The organism is Pseudomonas sp. E1BtOHC1 (genome assembly GCF_058744285.1).
Map to the genome: position 1 here is coordinate 5112830 of NZ_CP196023.1, position 20580 is coordinate 5133409.

General features: G+C 64.8%; 9 protein-coding genes. 2 read left to right on the forward strand and 7 right to left on the reverse strand.

Translation table 11 applies throughout. From position 1 onward, the window contains the following. Complete coding sequence (locus ACSSVC_RS22890; protein ID WP_404937219.1) at positions 1 to 480, reverse strand: hypothetical protein; 480 nt, start codon at positions 478 to 480, stop codon at positions 1 to 3. After that, the gene (locus ACSSVC_RS22895) at positions 477 to 11588 is read right to left on the reverse strand and encodes a two-partner secretion domain-containing protein (protein WP_492611428.1); all 11112 of its coding nucleotides are present in this window, start codon (positions 11586 to 11588) and stop codon (positions 477 to 479) included. The genes ACSSVC_RS22890 and ACSSVC_RS22895 overlap by 4 nt, the downstream gene beginning before the upstream one ends. Positions 11589 to 11955: 367 nt before the next feature. On the opposite strand from ACSSVC_RS22895, the gene ACSSVC_RS22900 reads away from it, so the two are divergent. Both ACSSVC_RS22900 and ACSSVC_RS22905 read left to right on the forward strand, forming a co-directional pair. Then, positions 11956 to 13131, forward strand: coding sequence for an SRPBCC family protein (locus ACSSVC_RS22900; RefSeq protein ID WP_492611429.1), 1176 nt, complete (start codon positions 11956 to 11958; stop codon positions 13129 to 13131). A 26-nt stretch (positions 13132 to 13157) separates the two neighbouring features. Continuing rightward, positions 13158 to 14261, forward strand: coding sequence for an SMP-30/gluconolactonase/LRE family protein (locus ACSSVC_RS22905; protein ID WP_492611430.1), 1104 nt, complete (start codon positions 13158 to 13160; stop codon positions 14259 to 14261). A 156-nt stretch (positions 14262 to 14417) separates the two neighbouring features. Here ACSSVC_RS22905 and ACSSVC_RS22910 read toward each other — a convergent pair whose 3' ends face one another. From ACSSVC_RS22910 to ACSSVC_RS22930, 5 genes are all read right to left on the reverse strand, one after another. Further along, entirely contained in the window at positions 14418 to 14651 is a 234-nt protein-coding gene (locus ACSSVC_RS22910; RefSeq protein ID WP_102864849.1) for a DUF465 domain-containing protein, read from the reverse strand. A 135-nt stretch (positions 14652 to 14786) separates the two neighbouring features. Next, the gene (locus tag ACSSVC_RS22915; protein WP_492611431.1) at positions 14787 to 17453 is read right to left on the reverse strand and encodes an excinuclease ABC subunit UvrA; all 2667 of its coding nucleotides are present in this window, start codon (positions 17451 to 17453) and stop codon (positions 14787 to 14789) included. Positions 17454 to 17569: 116 nt separating this feature from the next. Further along, on the reverse strand, positions 17570 to 19288 hold the full coding sequence (locus tag ACSSVC_RS22920) for an ATP-binding protein (RefSeq protein WP_446439669.1): 1719 nt from the start codon (positions 19286 to 19288) through the stop codon (positions 17570 to 17572). Between the two features lie 238 nt (positions 19289 to 19526). Next, positions 19527 to 20186, reverse strand: a complete 660-nt coding sequence (locus ACSSVC_RS22925; protein ID WP_346635290.1) for a DUF799 domain-containing protein — start codon at positions 20184 to 20186, stop codon at positions 19527 to 19529. Next, positions 20183 to 20554 (reverse strand): DUF4810 domain-containing protein, encoded by a 372-nt coding sequence (locus ACSSVC_RS22930; RefSeq protein WP_402887303.1) that lies wholly within the window; start codon positions 20552 to 20554, stop codon positions 20183 to 20185. The genes ACSSVC_RS22925 and ACSSVC_RS22930 overlap by 4 nt, the downstream gene beginning before the upstream one ends. Positions 20555 to 20580 lie beyond the last annotated feature (26 nt).

Consider the following 20580-nt stretch of genomic DNA (forward strand, 5'->3'; position numbering starts at 1 on the left):
TCATTCGGCCACGGTGGGACCAGGATCCTGCTGCGGCAGGAACAAACGCGCGGTCAGCCAGCAGGTCATGGCTGCGGCCAGGAAGATCAGCAACAGGCCAAGCAGGTAATCGGAATATCGGGCCGTTGCAACGTAATTGACCACTTCGCGAATGAACAGCAAGGCCCATGACATGGCAAGACCGCCGCCAATCAGCGACACAGCGCTGCAACTGAACGCGCTCCTCCTGACTTTTATCAGCGCCACCCCCAGGGCCAGCCCGAGGAAAGGCACGAAGAACACCAACAGCGTCATTAGCGGCGCCAACACGGGCATCAGCAACAGCTCCCCTCCCCTGACTTCGCCCAGCAAGCGCGGATTGCTGGTCAGATGAGCAAGCAGCAACACGAAGTTCACCAGGCCGGCAACAAAACCCGGCACCAGGGGACACAGCACAAACACTGCAAACACCTTCAGACGTGGGTATTTCACCTCAGTCATGGAGCGCATCCCTGACTTTTTGAGTAACCCAGCAGCTTGCAACCAAACTCGACCCTGGAGGCGTAATCCAGAATATTGATTCCACCTGGAACACCCTGCCTCTCCTCAATAAAGTGCCCTGCTATTCCTGAAGTATTGGTGGCCTTGCCCGATATCGTCTGAAACAGATCACGGCCCCCCAGGTACTTCTCATGAACCGGCTGCAATATAGTCTGTTCGCCTTTCAACTGCTTGATATCCCAGGCGACCGGATCGGTGGTGGCCTTGTTGTAGAGATTCTTGAAATTATCGAAGCCACCGGTGATCAACGCATCCCCGGCCGCCTTGCGCCAGTCGTAGACCGGCGCCACTACTCGTCCAGCAGCGAAGGTGATGTAGGACGGCAGGTAGGTCCCATCACCATCGGCACCCAACCCGGTCAAAAAGGCCCTGGACACTTCTTCCGCCCCGCCAAACCACTTGGCGCCAATGCCCAGGTTCTGCTCATAGACATTACTGGCACCGAAGAAGTTGGCCCGGTTGTCGATGGTGTTCAGGTAGGTCACCAGGCGCGTCGCTGCCCCTTCAGTGTTGTAGAGGTAGTCGAAGGTGTTCTTCGAGGAACGGACCACGTCCTTGTTCATGATTTTCCAGGCATCCTTCATGGCCACGTACTTGATCGAAGCGTTGACCGCCGCCCGGCAACCGTCGCCGGTCGGCGCCTTGTCGCAGATGCTGCGCATCTCCGAGTCCAGCCACTCGCTGAGTTTCTCGGCCTTGGTCACGGCGGCCTTTTTCTGCTCATCGGTGGAGCAGGTACGGCCCGACAGGCAGTTGCCCAACTCGTCGAAGGCCTGGTGCGTCAGGTAGTTGTTCTGGGTGCCATTGGCCGCCACCGTCGAGGCGATGCTCAGGTCACCGCCGGCGGCGGCCGCCCCGAGAACCCCGACAATCTGCGACAGGGCCATCAGGTTGGCCTGGGCCTGGATGTACTCCGGCGAACCGGGGATCAGGTTGTCCGGTAGCAGCTTGTCCCCCAGCACCCCCACCAACAACTCGTTGGCACCACCGGCGATGGCTCCAGTGCGGAAATCACCGCCCATGGCTTCAGACAGCAGGCCGCCAAGCCCGGCATGCAGGGCAATTTTCGCCAGGCCGCCCTCGGTCAGGCCCAGGTCGCCGATCTTGCCGGCGCCATACGCCCCGCCGATGCTGGCGGCGGTTCCGGCTGCCGAAGCTGCCAGGTTGTCCTTGAAGCTGCCGCCATAGACTGCGGTCTTGATCAAGGCATCGGCCGTGACCTTGACCGCCACGGTCTGCAGGCTCTTGGCATCCAGGCCCATGGCGCTCGGGTTGTAGTTCAACCCCTGGGCCACCCCGGCGGTGGCTGCGGCCACTGTGTAGCCCTTGATGCTCTCCTTGGAAGTCACGTCCTTGAGGACCTTGCCCAGGTTGCCGCGGTTGTCGATGGTGCTGACCGTGGCCTTGGTGGCGACGTTCACCGCCACTGCCTGGAGCATGGTGTTCATCCCGGCCATCATCGGCCCCATCACCGCCGCCAGGGCGATGGCGATGATCAACTGCGCTGCCGGGCCCAGGCCCGAGTTGTTGTACTTGAAGGACTCGTGGATCTCCTTGACCTGGCGCCAGTCGACGTCGCCCCGGGCCTCGGCCTGTTTCAGCCAGGCCAGTTGCGGGTCGGCCTGGACCATGGCGTCGATAGCCTGGCTGACGCTTTTCTGGTCGATGTGCTTGATGTCGATCTTCAAGCCTTCCACGGCCTTGATGGTCAGGCTGCCGCCGGCCACCAGGCTGCTCTGGCGCAGGGTTTCATCGGTGTTGCCGCGGCCTTTGGAGGAATTCCAGAAGGCATTGTTGTTGCTCTTGGTGTGGCTTTCGTCGTGCAGGTCCTTGACCCCCTCGAAGGTGATCGCGCCGCCACTGTCCAGGGTCAGGTCCTTGGCGCTTTCCAGCTTGGCCACCTGGTACTTCTGGTCGCCGCCGCTCTTGAGGGTCAGGTCGCCGCCAGTCGTGATCTCGCTGCCGATGTTGGTGACCTGGGTCACCTCGTCACGCCGGGTCTTCTTGCGGCCCCAACTGCCCTTCTTCTTCATGTCGTACAGCGAGTAGTCGCTGTCCTGGGCCGCCAGCAACTCCAGGTTGTCACCGGCCACCAGGTAGGCTTCGTTGCCGGCGCTGATGCGACTGGAGATCAGGCTCAGGTCCTTGCCCGCACTGAGGACCACATCGGCGCCGGCGGTCAGCGAGGTGCCGACCTGGCTGACATGGTCTTCCTGGCGGGTGACCTTCTTGGTCTTGGAGTAGCTGTGCTGCTCGTCCGCCGCCGAGGCCAGGGTCATGTCTCCCACGGCATCCATGGCGATGTTGCGCTTGGCCTCGATCTGGCTGGCGACCGCCGTCAGGTCGCGTCCGGCGCTGACCGCCAGATCCCGCCCGACGCTGACGCTGGAACCGTGCTGGGTGATGCTTTCGTTCAGATAACGGTCGCGGGTGAGCTTGTCGTGCTCCTGAGCCGATACCAGATTGACGTCACGAGCGGCGATCAGGGTGGTGTCGCCACCGCTGCTCAACACGCCGCCGACGTTGTTGATGTCGCGCCCGGCGCCCAGGTTCAGGTCGTTGCGCGCCTCGATCCGCGCCGCGTTGTTGACATAGTCCTGGCGCTGGGTGGTGGAACCGGGGTTGCTCTGGAAGGTGGTGATGCTGCGCTCGTTGATCACATCCCCCGCCAGGGCGCGGACGGTCACGTCACGCCCGGCAATGATGCCGCCGGCCTGGTTGACCACGTTGTCCCCGGCCAGCAGGTTCAAGCGATTGCCGGCCTCGATCAGGCCACTGTTGAGCAGGTCGGTGCCCGCTGTCGCACTGAGGTTCTCACTGGCACGCAAAGTCCCGGAGTTGACCAGGTCCTTGCCGGCGATCAGGGTCACGTCCCGGCCCTGGACCAGGGCGCCGTTGGCCGCCAGACGGTTGTTGGCGTTGGCCAGGTACAGCACCGGCACCAGCACCTTCTCGCCGTTCACCTCCTGCTCTTCGAGCCAGACGATGTCGTGGGTCAGGGCCGCCACTTGCTGGGAGGTCAGGGTCACGCCCACCGCCAGGTTGAGCGAGTCCTTGCTGGCGATGGCGTTGTTCATCAGGTACTTGAACATGCCCTCGTCGCTGTTCTGGCCATCGAGGAAACGCTGGCCGGTGCGCGCCGTCACCGCTTGCTGGATCAGCCGCTGCTCATAGAAGCCGTCACCCAGGCGCTTGGCACTCTGGTCCGGGTCATACCCCAGGTTCGACAGCAGATAATCGGAGCTCATGAACTGCTTGAGGTCGGTGAGCAGCGGATTGGTTTCGATCAGGTATTTGTGGGGATTGCTGCGCACGCTGCTGTCCGGCAGGCCCTGGACCCGGCTGACGCTCTGGTTGCCGGTGCCGCCCACTGGCGACAGCACGCCCAGCGGCGAGTCCGCCGCCGTCGCGCTGACCTGGACCGCGGCAGTGCGGCCATCGATGCCGGTGGCCTGGTGATCCTGCAGATTCAGCTCGCGGGCGCCCAGGGCCACCTGCGGCAGCGGTTGGCTGCTCAGGTCCCGAGGGCGGATCGGCTCCGGCCCGGCCTGACGCGAGGTCAGCTCCAGGCTCGCGCCCCCCATGTTCCAGCTTTGCGCCGGCGCTGCGGGCGGCGCAGTGCCCCCCTGGCCACTCAAGCGAAACAGCCCGTTCTGCCCCGACGGCAGGCTGAAGTTCGGCAGGCTCAGGGGATTGACCTGCTGCTGCGCCAGGTCCGGCGGCAGCTGGGAGTTGAGCACCACCATCAGCGGCTTGCTCGATGCCCCGACGCCGGTGTCCCGGGCGCGATCGCCCACGGCAATGGCGCTCTTGATCACGCTGATGTTGCTGATGTCGTTGGCCGCCGTGAGCCGGGCCTTGCCGCCGGCCTGGATGATGGCCGGTGCGGAGGAAGAACTCAGGGTCGAGGTCTCTACCGGCCGGTCGATGCCATAGAAGATCCCCGGGTTGAACTTGGCCACCAGGGCCGCGAAGTCCTGCTGGTTGAAGGCACTGCCCTGGGGGTGCGCCCGGTCGTAGGCCTGCACGTCACGGGCCAGCTGGAAGAACAGCCCGCGCTTGATCTTGACCCCGGCACCGACTTCATAGCCGGAAGACCCGGACGCCACCAGAGAGGCCTGGTTGGTGATGGTGCCGCTGCTGATGGTCAGGTCATTGCCTGCCGATACGGTGCTGTAGCGGTTGAGGAAACTGCTGCTGTTGACCGTCAGGTTGCCCCCCGCGTTCAGGGTCGACTGCGGTGAGTCGCTGGTCACCACCCCTTCTACCGTCCGGTAGATAAACACCGGCCCCCGGACCCAACTGGCGCCACCGCCGCAGTGCTGGACGCAGCGGATGGTCATGCGGCCATCAGTGATCTGCTGGCTGGCCTCGTATTTTTCCCGGTCGTTGACCAGATCCAGTGCAGCGATATTGATATCGCCGCCGCTCTGGATATTGCCGGAGATGTTTCTCAGGCTTTGGGCCGAGGTGCCGGCCGCCATGCCGGCCACGGTCAGGCCGCCCAGGCTGTAGAACTCGCCATAGCTGTTGGTCAGGGTGTTGACGTTGAGGCTGGCGTTCTGGCCGCTGAAGACAAAACCATGGTCGTTGACCAGAGTCGGGGTGGTCAGGCTCAGGTCCTGGGCGCCGCCCAGGGTACCGGTGTTGAGCACGCCGCCGGCCTTCACGGTGAGTTTGGCGTTGGAAGTCAGGCGCCCGGCGTTGTTCAGTTGCCCGCCGATATTGACCTGGGTATCACCGCCGCCGGCGATGCTGCCGGCACTGCCCAGGTTCACCTGGGCAGCACCGAAGGTCATGCCGCCCAGGCTGGACACCCGGCCATTGCCGGAATAGGTGCCGCCGATCTGCAGGTCCAGGCTGCCATCGCTGGCCAGCAACCCGTCGTTGCTCCAGTTGCCGCCCCGGGCCTGCAAGTGCTGGCTGGCCAACAACTGGCCGCTGGCGGTCTGGGCGAATTGGTTGACGTTGAGGTTCAGGCGTCCGGCCTGGATCACACTGCTGTTGGTCCAGCTGTCAGCAGTGAGGGTCAGGCCTCCACGGGTGATCAGGCTGCCGCCGGCATTGATCACATTGCCGGTGGCGATATCGAAGTTGCCTTCACCCAGGTGCAGCAGGCTGCCACCCTGGTTGAGCAAACCCGACGCCGCCAGGGTCAGGTCGGTGTTGGCGGTTTCCAGCAGGCCGTTGCGGTTGTCGAACTGACCGCCGATCTGCAGTTCGGTCTTGCCCCCGGTCGCCAGGGCCCGCAGCTTGCCGCCCTGGTTGTCGAGGCTGGCGCCTCGCAGGGCCAGGCTCTCGCGGCTTTCAATCAGGCCGCCACGGTTGTTCAGTGGCCCCTTGAAGTCCAGGTCGATGTGCTGGCCGTTGACCTGCCCGACACCGTTGTTCAGCGAGTTGCCACTGGCCTTGACCCGCCCGCTGGCGTACAGCCCGCCGTTGCTGTTATCCACCCCTGCGCCACCGCTGTTGAGCAGCAGGTCGCCGCCCTTGGCCGCCATGCGCCCACCACCGTTATCGATCCCGGCCAGGGCCTGCAGGTCCAGACTCTGGGCCTCGGCCTGGCCGCCATGGTTGTTCAATTGCCCCCAGACACGAGCCTGAAACAGACCCTTGAGGCTCGACAGCACCCCGCCGCGGCTGTCCAGGTTGGCGCCCTGGATACGCAGGTCGCCGTCTTCGGCGATCAGCTTGCCACCCTGGTTGTCGATGTCCCCGGTCATGGTCAGGGTCTGGGCCTTGGCGCTCTGGATCGCTCCCTGGGCATTGTTCAGACTGCCGGCATTGAGACTCAAACCGGCGTCACGGCTGTAGATCAGGCCATCACCCTGGTTGCTCAATTGGCCAGTGGTGGTGATTTGCAGCGCTCCGTTGGCGGCCAGGGTGCCACGGTTGCTGTTGTCCAGGCTGGCGCTGAACAGGGTCATCAGGTTCTGGCTGATCAGTTGCCCGCCCTGGTTGTCGATCCGGCTCGAACGCTTGAGCAACAGCGGACCACTGGCGGCCAACTGGCCCTGGGCATTGACCAGGGCGCCCAGCAGGTCGAGGGTCACCGCGCCTTCACTGCGCAGGTTGCCACCCTGGTTGTTCAGACTATTGCCGGTGAAGTTCAAGGCGCCCACGGCGCTGAGGCGGCCGCCCTGGTTGTCCAGTTCGCCGGCGCCGATGTCGAGGCTAGCGCTGCTTTCAATCAGCCCGCCCCGGGCGTTGTTCAAACCGCCACTGCCAAGGATCAGTTGCTGCTCGCCCTTGCTGGTGACGATGCCCTTGTCGCTGTTGTCCAGGCTGGCGGCCTTGAGGGTCAGCTGACCCTGGCTGGCCAGCCCGCCTTGCGCACTGTTGAGCAAGGCGCCGCTGAGGTCGATATGCAGATCCCCCAGCAGGCTCGACAGGGTGCCTTGCTGGCGGTTGTCCAGGCTGCCACCGCTGAGGTTGAGCCCCTGCCAGCCGGAGACCAGCCCCTGCTGGTTGGTCAGCTGCGCTGCCTCGACCCCTAACTGCTGGTTGCTGATCAGTGTGCCGGCGCTGTTGTCCAGATTGCGCCCGGCCAGGTTGAACCCCTGGGCGCTGGAGATTTCACCTTCGCGGTTCTGCAGGTCCCGCAGGTGGGCGATGCTCAGCACGCCCTGGGTGTTGATCAGACCCTGGCGGTTGTCCAGGTCCGAGGTCTGCGGTCCCAGGTCGATGCTCAGCGCCGTGCCGCCCAGCAGCTTGCCGCCCCGGTTGTCCAGGCCCTTGGCGCTGAGCTGCAAGCCCCCGGCGGACTGGATCAAACCCTGGTTCTGCAGCGGTCCGGCGACCCTCAAGCCCAGGTCGTGGTCACTGAGCAGCGAGCCACTGTTGTCCAGGCTGCCGGCATCGATCTGCAGGGCGGCAGCGGCAATCTTGCCCTTGAGTGCGGTCAGCGCGCCGTCGATACGCAGGGTCAGCGCCTGCTGGCTGAGCAGTTGCCCGGCGCTGTTGTCCAGGCTTTGCGCCGCCAGTTCGAAGGCCTGCTCGCTGGAGATTTCACCCTGGCGGTTGTTCACCGAGCCCAGGTTGTTCAGCACCAGTGGACCGGGGGCGTTGATGAAGCCGCCCTGGTTGTTCAGCGTGCCGTGATTGAGGTCCAGGCTCAGGGCAGTCTTGCTGAACAGCTTGCCGCCTTGCTGCTGCAGGCCACTGACCGAGGCCTGCAAGGCCTTGGCGCTGCCGATGCTGCCCTGGTCGTTGTTGACCTGGGTCGCGGTCAGGTTCAGTTCATCACCGCTGTTGAGGTTGCCGCCCTGGCTGTTGTCCAGTTCGCCCGTCTCCAGTGCCAGCTTGGCCTTGCTGCTGATAACGCCCTGCTGCTGGTTGTCCAGACGAGCGCTGGACAGGGTCAGCGCGGCGTCGCTCAGCAGCTTGCCGCCCCGGTTGTCCAAGGCCTCCCGGGCGCTGATCTGCAGGGCGCCAGCGCTGGACAGACTGCCCTGGCGGTTGCCGAGATTGCGCACCTGGATGCCCAGACGGCCTTCGCTGCTGATGCGGCCTTGATGGTTGTCGAGGTCGCCGGCGAGCGCCAGGTCCAGGCGCTGCAGCCCCACCAAGTGCCCGTCCTGGTTATCCAGGCTCGTGCCTTTGAGGCTCAGGCCCTGGTCCGCGCTAATCAGCCCCAGGCTCCGGTTGATCACCTGGGCCACGGTCAGCGTCAGGTCGCCGCTGGCCAGTACCCGCCCGGCATCACTGTTGTCCAGGCGCTCGCCGACCAGGCCGATCTGCCGGCTGGACAGTTCGCCGCCACGGTTGTCCAGTTGCCCGATGTTCAGGTCAAGCTGCCGGGTCGCCCCCAGCAGGCCGTCCTGGCGGTTATCCAGGGTACCGGCCTTGAGGATCAGTTGGGCGTCGGCCAGGATCACTCCGCCCTGGTTGTCGGCCGCCTCGGTGACCTGCAACTGCAGGTCGCCACGGCTGTGCAGCTCACCCTCGCGGTTGTCCAGACGGGTGCTGCGGCTGTCCAGTGCCGCCGCCGCCATCAGGCCCTTGACGTTGATCAGGGCCTGTTCGATGCGCAGGGTCAGCGCCTGGTTGCTCAGGACCTTGCCGCCACTGTTGTCCAACTGCCGAGCGTTCAGGCTGAAGGCCTTGGCCCCGGAGATCTCGCCACCGCGGTTGTCCACCTGATCGAGGTTGTGCAACAGCAGTTGCCCGGGGGTGTGAAGGTTGCCGCCCTGGTTGTTCAACTGCCCGTGGTTGAGGTCCAGGGTCAGATCAGCGTTGCTGAACAGCTCGCCCCCCTGCTGATCCAGACCGCTGACACTGGCGTTCAGGGCCTGATCGCTGCCGATCCGGCCCTGGTGGTTCGTCAGTTGTGCGGCGGTCAGGGTCAACTGCCCGGCGCTGGTGAGGCTGCCGCCCTGGCTGTTGTCGAAGTCCCCGGTGTTCAGACGCGCGTCAGCCTTGGCACTGATCACGCCCTTGCCACTGTTGTTCAGGCTGGCGCTGTCCAGGGCCAGGCCTTGTTCGGCGACGATGGCGCCAGCCTGGTTGAGCAGCGCCCCGCGGCTGTCGATGCTCAGGGCCTGGGCGCCGGTCAGGCGGCCGCCGCGGTTGTCCAGGCTGCCGACCTTGAGGGTCAGCAGGTCTTCACCGCTGATCAGGCCACGCTGGTTGTCCAGGGCTGCGCTCAGGGTCAGCAGCAAGGGCTTCTGACTCACCAACTGGCCGCCGCTGTTGTCCAGGCTACTGCCGCTGAGATTCAGGCCCTGCTTACTGAACAGCAGCCCCTGGTTCTGGTTGATCACCCGGGCCACCTTGAGCAGCAGGCGATCGTCGGCCAGGATCTTGCCGCCGTCGCTGTTGTTCAGCCCCTGGCCGTTGATCTGCAGCTCGCCCCGGCCCGACAGCGCACCGCCACGGTTGTCCACTTCAGCGACGTCCAGGGTCAGGGTCTTGAGGGACGCCACCAGGCCTTTGTCGCGGTTGTCCAGGTGCTGGCCTGTGAGGTGCAGATCGCCTTCGGCCACCAGTTCGCCGCCCTGCTGGCGCAGGCTGTCGACCTGGGCCTGCAGGTCACGTTTGCTGGCGATACGCCCGCCGTTGTTGAGCACTTCCCGGGTCTTGAGCTCCAGGCCGGAGGTGGCGCTGAGCAGGCCGCCGCTGTTGTCCAGCCGGCGACCTTCTACAGTCACCGCGGCCTGGCTTTCCAGGCGGCCCTGGTCACGGTTGTCCAGCTCGCTGCTCAGCAGGTTCAGGGCCTGGTCCGCCCGCATCACCCCGCCGCGGTTGTCTGCCATCTCGCCACTGACCTGCAAGGTGTCGCTGGCGGAAACCTTGCCCTTGCGGTTATCCAGATGCCCGGCCTGTACCTCAACGACTCCGGTGGCCTGGATTAGTCCCTTGTCCTGATTGTCGAGACGCCCGGCGACCTCGGCGCTGAGGCGCCCCTCACTGCGCAGATTACCGGCCTTGCTGTTGTCCAGGTCCCCTGCGCGCACCTTCAGCAGTTGCTCCGCCCCCAGGGCCCCGCCCTGGTTGCTGATCTTCCCGCTGGCGCTGATGTCCAGGGTGTCGCCCGCCATCACCAGCCCGGCGACGTTGTCCAGTGAAGTCACTTGCAGGGTGACCTGGGTCAGGCTGGTCAGCTCACCGTGGCGATTGCCCAGGTGGCCGAGATTGGCCTTGAGCTCGCCATCACTGGTGATCAAGGCGTTGTGGTTCAGCAGTTGCCCGGCTTGTAGCACCAACGCATCGCTACTGAGCACCCGGCCCTGGTTCTGGTTGTCCAGGGTGCCGGCACTGAGCGTCACCTGACGTTGCCCACTCAAGGTACCGCCCCGGTTGTCCAGGGTCTGGGCGGTAGTGATAGTCAGATCGCGGCTGGCGACAATGCTCTTGCCGCGGTTGTCCAGGCTCTGGGCGGTGAGGGTGATGTCCGCGTCGGGGTTGCGGCTGTTGTCGACATTGATCCCGGCTTCGATGATGCCCTTGTTGGTCAACTGGCCACCGCTTTCGAGGGTGATGCGGTCCCGGGCGGCGAGGGTTTTCTGGCTGCTCAGGTCGTCCCGGGTCTGCACCTTGAGCTCGCTGCCGGCGTAGACCGCGCCCTGGGCATCGAGGCTGCCGGCCTTGATCGCCACCGCGCCCTTCTCGGCAGTAGCGTCGGCCATGCGCAACTGGCCATCGGCATCAAGCTGGATGTCGCCGCCACTGGCGATCAGCTTGCCGTCGAGCTTGACCCCGACCCCGGCCTCGGTGCCCACCAGCTTGATGGCCCCGGCGTACATGCCGCCCAGGGCTGAAGAGTCGATCGCCAGTTGCGGCGCATCCGCCGGGTTGGCGGCGCGGGCCGTGGCGTTCAAGGTCTTGGCGTCGACATCGTTGGCCCCGGCGATCACCGCCAGGTGCTTGGCCTGGATCTCGGCGTTGATTTTCGCGCTGCGGGTGATGATTTCGAACTGGTCGATATTGCTCGCGTTGAGGCCCGCGCCCTCGATGGACACGCTGCCCTGGTCCACCTGATAACGCTGGATCTGGCCGTTCTCGATCACCGGTTTGCCGGTGGTCAGGGTGGCCTTGGGGGTGTTGATGAAGCCGCAGCCGTTGCAGCTGACGCCGTAGGGGTTGGCGACGATGACATGGGCCGATTGCCCGGCCACTTCGGTGTAGCCCTTGAGCTGGCTGGGGCTGCCGCCGTTGACTTCGTTGAGAATCACATTAGCCGAACGGCCGCCCAAATTGGCGTTGCCGAGGATGATCCCCCCCAGCTGGGTGGACTGGGTGCGGCCGGTGGCGTTGTTGAGGATCACGCCCTGCTGGCCGACGTTGTAGTCGCTGAACTTGTTATGGGACAAGCCGCTGCCATTGGGCGCGGCAATGTTGACGATGGGCACGCCATTACCCGCCTGACCGAGTGTGGTGCCGCTGCCGTTGACCACAATGCCGTCGGCCATCACCACCAGCGGCTGCCAGAACATCATGTTGGCGAGAATGAACGCCAGGCTGCGCTTGGACAAGCCGCAGAAAGAGTCACGCGATTGCAGGGCAGCCGAAGGCTGGCGGGCCATAAAGGCGAGTTGGCGAACGTCCATGTCAGTCTCTCAACAATGCAGGAGTCAAAACCCCAAAGGCCTTCATCCCGAAGGCCCACGGCGAGCGATAATTGATTTCACGAGGCAAGATCGGACTGGAAATCCATCGATCCGCAGCAGAGAAAAGCGGGTCAAAAGAAACAGAACATCAGCAAAAGTAATATCAATTTGATGGCAAAATACTAAATAGCCACTATTCTGGCGTCAATCTTTCATTCACCCCGTCGCCGCCTCGACACGCTTTCCCCCGGCCCTTTTCACGGTCTTTTCAGCTTGATGAATAATGCTCATTCCCACTATCCATTGGCTGGATAAAGGGTCGACGGCTACGCTGCAGCCCACAAAAACAACAACGGGAAACAGCGCCGTGCGAACCACCACCCAACACTTTCGCGAGCAGTATCGAGCCGCGGTCAGTCCGCGCTACAACCCCTGGCTGCATGGCGGCTTCGTCCTCGGCTACGGCGTGCTGTGCATCACAGTGCTGTGCAGCACCCTGGAGCGGGTGCTGCCCCTGGAATGGCTGGCGGTGCCGGTGTCGCTGCTGTTCTTCAACCTGTGCATCTACGTGGTGCATCGCTGGCTGGGGCATCACAAGCAGCCTTTCGCCCGGCTGTTCTATGCCCGGCATACCGGCGACCACCACAGTTTCTTCACCCCGGGACTGATGACCTATGAAGGCCGCAAGGACTGGCGGGTGATTCTGTTTCCGGCCTGGCTGATCGTGGTCCACAGCCTGCTGTTCGCCCTGCCCCTGTGGGGGTTGCTGAGTGTCTGGAACAATAACGTCGCGGCGCTGTTCGCCAGTGGCACCTTGATCGGCTACCTGGCCTATGAGGTCTTCCATGCCTGCGAGCACTTGCCCGCCAGCCATCCCCTGGCGCGCCTGCCCTGGGTGCGGCAGATGCGCCGCCTGCACGAACTGCATCACCGCCGGGAGCTGATGCAGGAGCGCAACTTCAATATCGTCCTGCCGCTGATGGACTGGCTGTTTGGCACCTTGTACTGGCAACCGGAAGAGGTGCCGGCCCCCGTTCCCTTTCCTGACGAGTCCACGCCCATGACCCGCATGCAGCATCAGATCGAGATCCCCCGCAGTGCCGCCACCACCCTGGCCTACGCCGCCAGCCCACGCTGCTGGCCACAATGGCATCCATCCTCTCTCAAGGTGTTCGGTGACGATGGGCCCCTGTTCGCCGGACAGGGTTTCGAGGAAGACATCCATGCCGGCGGACGCAGCGGCCACCTGAGCTGGCAGGTCCAGGAGTACCTGCCGGGGCACCGCTGGCGCGCCACTGCCCGGGGCGATCATGGCCTGGAACTGCAAGTGACCTATGAATGCCAACCGCTGGCGGCCGAACGCACGCGTTTTGTGCGGACCCTGGAATACCGCTTCGACAACCTGCTGATGCGCCTGGGCAATCAGCTGTTATTCAAACGGCGGATAGAGCGAGAATCCGCCGCGTCATTGCTGGCATTGTGTGAGACGGCCCAACAGGCCATCCCGCTGCCGACCAGCGACCCGGCCCGCAGCCCATCCTGAAGCCGCCCCACGACAGGAGTCCTTGCATGAATCAGATTGCCCCCCGACGCTTTTCCCCCGGCCGCATCCTCCTGCTGCTGGTGGTCGCGATCCTGGCGTTCCTGCTGCTGGCACCGACCCGGGTCCAGCCAGTGGCCTGGACCCCGGCCCCTGCCCCCTCACTGAGCCAGGGCACCTATGCCAAGAACCACAAGCTCAAGGCGGTACAGCCCGTGGGCGCTCGGGACATCGATGGCCCCGAGGCCCTGCTCCTGGAAAACGACCAACTGATCACCGGCCTGCACGACGGCCGGGTGATCCAGACCAGCCTCGACGGCAGCGTCCTCAAGGTGCTGGTCAACACCGGTGGCCGTCCTCTGGGCCTGGCCCGGCATCCGGATGGCCGCCTGATCATCGCTGATGCCATCAAGGGCCTGCTGGCCCTGGACCGGCAAGGTCAGTTGCAGACCCTGAGCACCGCCGCCAATGGCCTGAAGTTCGGTTTTACCGACGACGTGGCCGTGGACGCCGCCGGGCGCTATGCCTATTTCAGCGACGCCACCAGCCGTTGGGGTTATGGCCACGACGGCGAGGCGGTGATCGAGCATGGCGGCGATGGCCGCCTGTTGCGTTACGACTTCCAGAGCGGCAACACCGAGGTGCTGCTGGAGCGCCTGGAATTCGCCAACGGCATTGCCCTGGGGCCGGACGAGGCGTTTGTCCTGGTCAATGAAACCGGGGCCTACCGCATCAGTCGTTACTGGCTCAAGGGCGACAAGGCCGGCAGCCATGACCTGTTCATCGACAACTTGCCGGGGCTGCCGGACAACCTCAGTTTCAATGGCCGGGAGCGCTTCTGGGTGGCCCTGTATGCGCCGCGCAATGCCCTGCTCGATGGCACCGCGGCCTATCCCTTCGTGCGCAAGATGCTGGTGCGCGCCATGACCGTGTTGCCCAAGCCGGTGGAAAAGCGCGGCTTTGTCCTGGGCCTGGATACCCAGGGCCGGGTGATTGCCAACCTGCAGGATGGCAGCAGCGGCAACTACTCGCCGATCACCACGGTGCGCGAATATGGAGATGACTTGTACCTGGGGTCCTTGAGTGCCAGCCATATGGCACGGCTGCCATTGAAGGAGGCGCTGGCGCCTTGAGGGGATGAGAGGGGTGCGCTGATGAGAGGGCTGCGCTGTAGCGTGTAATGGGGACAGCGCGGCGGGCGTCAGGGCGGCTATGCCGCCCAGCGGGAGCAAGCTCCCTCGCCACAACAAGCCTCTGCTACAGCGAGCGCCCTTGTCACAGGGGGAGGGTCAGGAGCGGGCGGTGAGTTTCTCGGAGATTTCGTCCTTGATCAGCAGGCGCTTTTCCTTGAGTTTCTTCAATTCGTCGTCTGCGGCGGCTGCAGCTTCGGCCTTGAGCACCTGATTGTCGATGCTGGTGTACTTGTCGAACAGCGCATTCAGGTGGGGATCACTGGCCCGACGCTGTTGAATGTCCTCTTTGCTGCAGCTCAGGTCCTGGTAAAGGTCGTGGATCACCGGCATGGAACACCTCCGTGGTTGATGGCAGCAAGGGCTTCATTACGCCCCTGCCAGTCATCAGAATGGCCTTGGCGCCCCGGGTCTGTCGACCGCCAATCAGACCAGCGGTAACCGTTCGTCGCGGGCCCCTGTTCTGGATCAATTTCCGGCCAGGGCCTGGGCCAGAAACGCGGCGGTGCGGCTGTTGCGCTGCGTGGCCACATGCTCCGGCGTGCCGCAGGCCACCAGACTGCCGCCGTGGTCCCCCGCGCCCGGGCCAATGTCCATGACCCAGTCGGCCTGGGCCACCACGCGCATTTCATGCTCGACCACCACCACGCTGTGGCCCGCCTCCACCAGTTTGTCCAACTGCTCCAGCAGACGGTCCACATCCCGTGGGTGCAGGCCGGTGGTGGGTTCGTCCAGTACGTACAGGGTGGCGCCCCGGGCATTGCGCTGCAGCTCGGTGGCCAGTTTGATGCGCTGGGCCTCGCCGCCGGAAAGCTCGGTGGCCGGCTGGCCCAGGCGCAGGTAGTCCAGGCCGATGTCCCGCAGCACTTCCAGGGCGCGGCGAATCCCCGGCTGCTCGGCAAATACCGGCAAGGCCTGTTCCACACTCAGTTGCAGCACCTGGGCGATGTTCAGGCCCTGCCAGGTCACAGCCAGGGTCTGGGGGTTGTAGCGCGCGCCCTGGCAGGTGGGGCACGGGGCGAAGACGCTGGGCATGAACAGCAGCTCGACGCTGACAAAGCCTTCGCCTTCGCAGGCCGGGCAACGACCCTTGGCGACGTTGAAGGAAAACTGCCCGGCATCAAAGCCCAGGGCCTGTGCCTCGGCGGTAGCGGCGAACAGCTTGCGCACGTTGTCGAACAGCCCGGTGTAGGTCGCCAGGTTGGAACGCGGCGTGCGACCGATGGGTTTCTGGTCCACCTGCACCAGGCGCTTGATCCCCTCCATGCCCGCCGTGATCTGCCCCGTGCCACTGACCGGTGCCTCGTCCGCCAGATCCAGCTCCGGCGCCTCTTCGCGGCCCGACACCTTGCCCAAGTGACTGCCCACCAGTTCCAGCAGGGCCTGACTCACCAGGCTGGATTTGCCGGAGCCGGAAACTCCGGTCACCGCGGTGAAACAGCCCAGGGGAAACGCTGCGTCCAGGTCCTTGAGGTTATTGCGGGTGATGCCCTCCAGGCGCAGCCAGCCCCGGGGCTGGCGCGGGGTACGCCGGGCCGGGGCCTGTTCGGCAAACAGATAGGCCCGGGTCTGGGACGCTGCGACGGCCGCCAACCCCGCCGGCGGCCCGCTGTACAGCACCTGGCCGCCGCGTTCCCCCGCCGCCGGGCCAACGTCCACCAGCCAGTCGGCACGGCGCATGGTCTGCACATCGTGCTCCACCACAAACAGCGAGTTGCCCGCAGCCTTGAGTCGTTGCAAGGCCTCGAACAGGGCCTGCGCATCCGCCGGGTGCAGGCCCGCCGAAGGCTCATCCAGCACATAGATCACCCCGAACAACTGCGACCCCAACTGCGTGGCCAGACGCAGGCGTTGCAACTCGCCGGACGACAGGCTCGGGGTGCTGCGCTCCAGGGCCAGGTAACCCAGCCCCAGGTCGGTCAGGGTGCTGACCCGCTCCAGCAGATCCTGGGCGATGCGTTGCGCGGCCAGACGCTTCTCCACGGACAGGTTGGGGGTATGCCGCACATCCGGCGCGCCACGGTGCTCCGGGGCACCCTGGGCATGGCGCTGCTGGCGCGCAGCCCGGGTCTGCGCCTGGCTCAGCACCTCGTCACCGGCCGCCGCCTGCTCCAGGTAGTCTGCCGCCGCCACAGGCCGGAGCACCTCGGCCAGCTGCAGCAACGGCAGGCGCGACAGTTCGCCGATATCCAGCCCGGCAAAGGTCACCGCCAGGGCCTCGCGCTTGAGGCGCTTGCCTTCGCACAGCGGGCACGGGCTGCCGCGCATGAACTGCGACACGCGCTTTTTCATCAGCGCGCTCTGGGTGTGGGTAAAGGTGTGCAACACGTAGCGCCGGGCACCACTGAAGGTGCCCATGTAGCTGGGCTCCTGTTTACGCTTGAGGGCTTCGCGGGTCTGCTCCGGCGTCAGCCCGGCGTACACCGGCACCGTGGGGGTTTCCTCGGTGAAGAGAATCCAGTCGCGCTGCTTTTTCGGCAGTTCGCGCCAGGGAATGTCCACGTCGTAGCCCAGGGTCACCAGAATGTCCCGCAGGTTCTGCCCCTGCCAGGCCAGGGGCCAGGAGGCCACGGCGCGCTGGCGAATGGTCAGCGAAGGGTCCGGGACCATGGTCGCTTCGTTGACTTCATACACTCGGCCCAGGCCGTGACACTCGGGGCAGGCCCCCTGTGGCGTGTTCGGCGAGAAGTCCTCGGCATACAGCATCGCCTGCCCCGGCGGGTAACTGCCGGCCCGGGAATAGAGCATGCGCACCAGGCTGGACAAGGTGGTGACGCTGCCCACCGAAGAACGCGTGCTCGGCGTACCGCGCTGCTGTTGCAGGGCCACTGCCGGCGGCAGGCCGTCGATCCGGTCCACATCCGGCACCCCCACCTGATCGATCAGCCGTCGGGCATAGGGCGCCACCGATTCGAAGTAGCGGCGCTGGGCCTCGGCATACAGGGTCGAGAAGGCCAGGGACGACTTGCCCGAGCCGGACACCCCACTGAACACCACCAGGGCATCCCGGGGAATGTCCACGTCGACATTCTTCAGGTTGTGTTCGCGGGCCCCGCGCACCCGGACAAAACCGGAACTGAGGGTCGGCAGCGTGCTCGTCAGGGGATCAATGGGGGCGTTGCGCGAAGAAGTCATGGACCTGCCTGGTGTTGAAATTCGGGATGTGTCGCGCATGCAAACGGCGCGAGCGGCGATCATCACACAACCCGCAGGTGCCGGGGCAAGCCCGGCAGCGGGTAGGCGAAGGTGCTTCAGGCCCCCAGCAAGGACCGCACCATGGCGCTCAGGTCCTCGGGCCCGTAAGGCTTGCTCAACAGATGAGTATCCGGGCTGAGCTGATAATTGCGCGAGATCATGTCCCGGGTGTGCCCCGAGGTGAACAGCACCGCGATGGGCGGTGCCTGGGTCCTGGCCCAGATGGCCAGGTCGGTGCTCTTGATCAGGCCGGGCATCACCACGTCGGTGAAAATCAGGTCGACCTTGAGCCCTGCCATCAGCAAGTGCATGGCGGCATCGCCATTGGCCGCGGTACGCACCCAATAGCCCTCGTGCTTGAGCATTTCCACCGCCGCACTGCGCACATCGGCGTTGTCCTCCACCACCAGGATGCGCTCCTGCCCTCCTGGCTCACGCGCCGGGCAGGCCGATGTTGGCTGGGCCTCCTGAGCGGCACTGCGGGCGAAATACATCTGCACCCGGGTGCCCTGCCCCGGACGGCTGAGGATGTCGATATGGCCGCCGCTCTGCTTGACGAAACCGAACACCATGCTCAGGCCCAGGCCGGTGCCGTGCCCATCGGACTTGGTGGTGAAAAACGGCTCGAAAGCCTGCTTGAGCACTTCAGGGGACATACCGCTGCCGCTGTCGGCCACGGTCAGGCGCAGGTACTCGCCGGGCTTGAGGTCCTTGCCGGCACAGAAGCTGCGGTCCAGCAGCAGATTCTCGGCGCTGATGCTGATGGTGCCCTCGCCGCCCATGGCGTCCCGGGCATTGATCGCCAGGTTGAGCACGGCGTTTTCCAACTGATTGCGGTCCACATGGATGCACCAGGGCTGGTCGGGCAATTGCACCTTGATAGCAATGGTTTCGCCCAGGGCTCGCTGCAGCAATTCACCCAGCCCCTCGTACAGATGGCGCGGATTGTAGATCGCCGGCGACAACGGCTGGCGCCGGGCAAAGGCCAGCAGTTGGGTCGACAGCTTGGCGCCGCGCTCCACCGCCGCCAGCGCGGCTCCGGTACGGCGCTGCACATTGGCGTTGTCCGGCTCATGGCGGGCCAGCAGGTGCAGGTTGCCGGAAATCACTTGCAGCAGGTTATTGAAGTCATGGGCCACGCCACCGGTGAGGCCGCCAATGGCTTCGAGCTTCTGTGATTGACGCAACTGCTCCTCGGCGCTCAGGCGCGCATTGACCTCCTCCAGCACCCGCTGCTCGAGGTTGCGGGTCATCTGCCGCAGGTCATCCTCGGCGGCCTGCCGGCGCTGCTCGGATATCACATGGGCGGTGGTTTCCACGACGATGGCAATGACCCCGGCCGGCGCCTGGTCATCACCGGCCACCGGGCTGTAGTAGAGGTCCAGCCAGACGTTTTCCGGTTCGCCGTTGCGCAGCAGCACCAGTTCCTTGTTGCGGTAGGACAAGGTGCCGCCACTGAGGCAGGTGTTCATCACGCCACGATTGAACTCGGCCACTTCCGGCCAGCCCAGCTCCACCGCGCAGCCCAGCAGATAAGGGTGGCGACCGCCAGCGAACACCGCGTAGGCATCGTTGTAGATCATGTAGCCCAGCGGGCCCCAGAGCATCACCATCGGCACCGGCGAGCCGAGCATCAGCTGCACCGTGCTGCGCAGGCTATGGCTCCAGTGCTGCAATGAGCCCAGGCTGGTGACGGACCAGTCGAAGGCGCGGATGCGCTCGGCCATCTCGCCTTTCCACCCCTGGCACCCGTGATGATCTGATAAGAACGGCATGAACGGACTCTACGAAAAACGTGATACAGCATGGGTTTTCAAGAGGTTGCGCACAGCCTCCAGAGCCTTTGAGCACGGCCCGGGCGGATGGTTTCACGGTTTTCAGCCCTGGACCGGAAAACCTGGACACGCCCGGTTCAACAGCACTGAACACTCAGGATAGGCGATCCCGGCAAGTCCAGGAGGACGCCGGCAAGCGCCTCCCTGGCAAAGGGCGGATTGCCCGCCCGCGAGGACCTCAGTCGGTGCCGTATTTCGGCGAGCGCGGACCGTACAGCAGACCGGTGCGTTGCCCGGCCGACAGCAGGCGCTGGCTGGTGATGCCGGCGATCGGGTGCCCGGCGTCGGTGGAAGTGTTGATGATCTGCTTCACCGCAGCGGTGATCAGCATGCCCACCAGGCCGCCGTTGTTGCCGTTGTTGCCTTCCTCGCTGGAAGCACGGGCGCTGCCGGTCCACAGGGTGGTGCCGGTCTTCAGGTCCACCAGGGTGGCACTGGCAGTGACCACGGTCTCGCTGCTGATCAGCATGTAGCTGGTGCCGTATTCCTTGACCGTGATGTACAGCCCGGCGTCGGCGCCGAAGATCTCGTTGAGCTTGGCCGGCGACAGGCCGTGGATGTCCGCCGGGTTGGTCAGGCCGTTGTGACGGAAGGTTTCATCCACCAGCGCAATCGGCATCACGTAGTAACCGGCTTCGGCCAGGGGAAAGGTCACCTGGGACAGCATGCTGTAGGTGGCCTTGACGTCCGGCGACTCATTGAGCGGCGGCAGCACCAGGATCGACTTCGGCCGGGCCTGCTTGTAGGCCGAGTAGTCCACGGTCTTGGGCGCGGCGCAGCCCACCAGCAAACTGACACTGAGCAGGCCCAGCAGGTTGCGCAGGGTATTAAGGCTCATTGGGCAGCTCCCTTCTTGGCGCTCTTGAGCAGAAAGTCCATGTAGCGCGCCGACTCGGGGAACAGCGCCTTCTCGGTGTTGAACTGCTGCACCATCTGGTCATCCTTGCCCAGGTCTGCATAGAGCATGCCCAGGTGGGCGTGGTAGCCCGGTGGCACGGCCTTGCCGGTGGACTTGATCTTCTGCAGGTCGCGCTCCAGCGCCTCGACCTGGGCTTCCCTGGCTTCCTCGCCCTTGAAGTACTCGTAGGTCTGGGCCTGGTAGGTTTCCCACTGGTATAGCGTCTTGGGCCCACTGCAACCGGCCAGCAAAACGCTGCACAGCAGAGCGCCGGCCAGCAGTGGCCGCGCGGTGATTGTCTTGAACATGCTTACGTCTCCCTGTCAGCAGTGTT

Excerpts from the sequence above, each read along its gene's own strand:
- ACSSVC_RS22890 (WP_404937219.1), bottom strand. The coding sequence starts at position 480 with ATGACTGAGGTGAAATACCCACGTCTGAAGGTGTTTGCAGTGTTTGTG.
- ACSSVC_RS22895 (WP_492611428.1), bottom strand. The coding sequence starts at position 11,588 with ATGGACGTTCGCCAACTCGCCTTTATGGCCCGCCAGCCTTCGGCTGCC.
- ACSSVC_RS22905 (WP_492611430.1), top strand. The coding sequence starts at position 13,158 with ATGAATCAGATTGCCCCCCGACGCTTTTCCCCCGGCCGCATCCTCCTG.
- ACSSVC_RS22910 (WP_102864849.1), bottom strand. The coding sequence starts at position 14,651 with ATGCCGGTGATCCACGACCTTTACCAGGACCTGAGCTGCAGCAAAGAG.
- ACSSVC_RS22915 (WP_492611431.1), bottom strand. The coding sequence starts at position 17,453 with ATGACTTCTTCGCGCAACGCCCCCATTGATCCCCTGACGAGCACGCTG.
- ACSSVC_RS22920 (WP_446439669.1), bottom strand. The coding sequence starts at position 19,288 with ATGCCGTTCTTATCAGATCATCACGGGTGCCAGGGGTGGAAAGGCGAG.
- ACSSVC_RS22925 (WP_346635290.1), bottom strand. The coding sequence starts at position 20,186 with ATGAGCCTTAATACCCTGCGCAACCTGCTGGGCCTGCTCAGTGTCAGT.
- ACSSVC_RS22930 (WP_402887303.1), bottom strand. The coding sequence starts at position 20,554 with ATGTTCAAGACAATCACCGCGCGGCCACTGCTGGCCGGCGCTCTGCTG.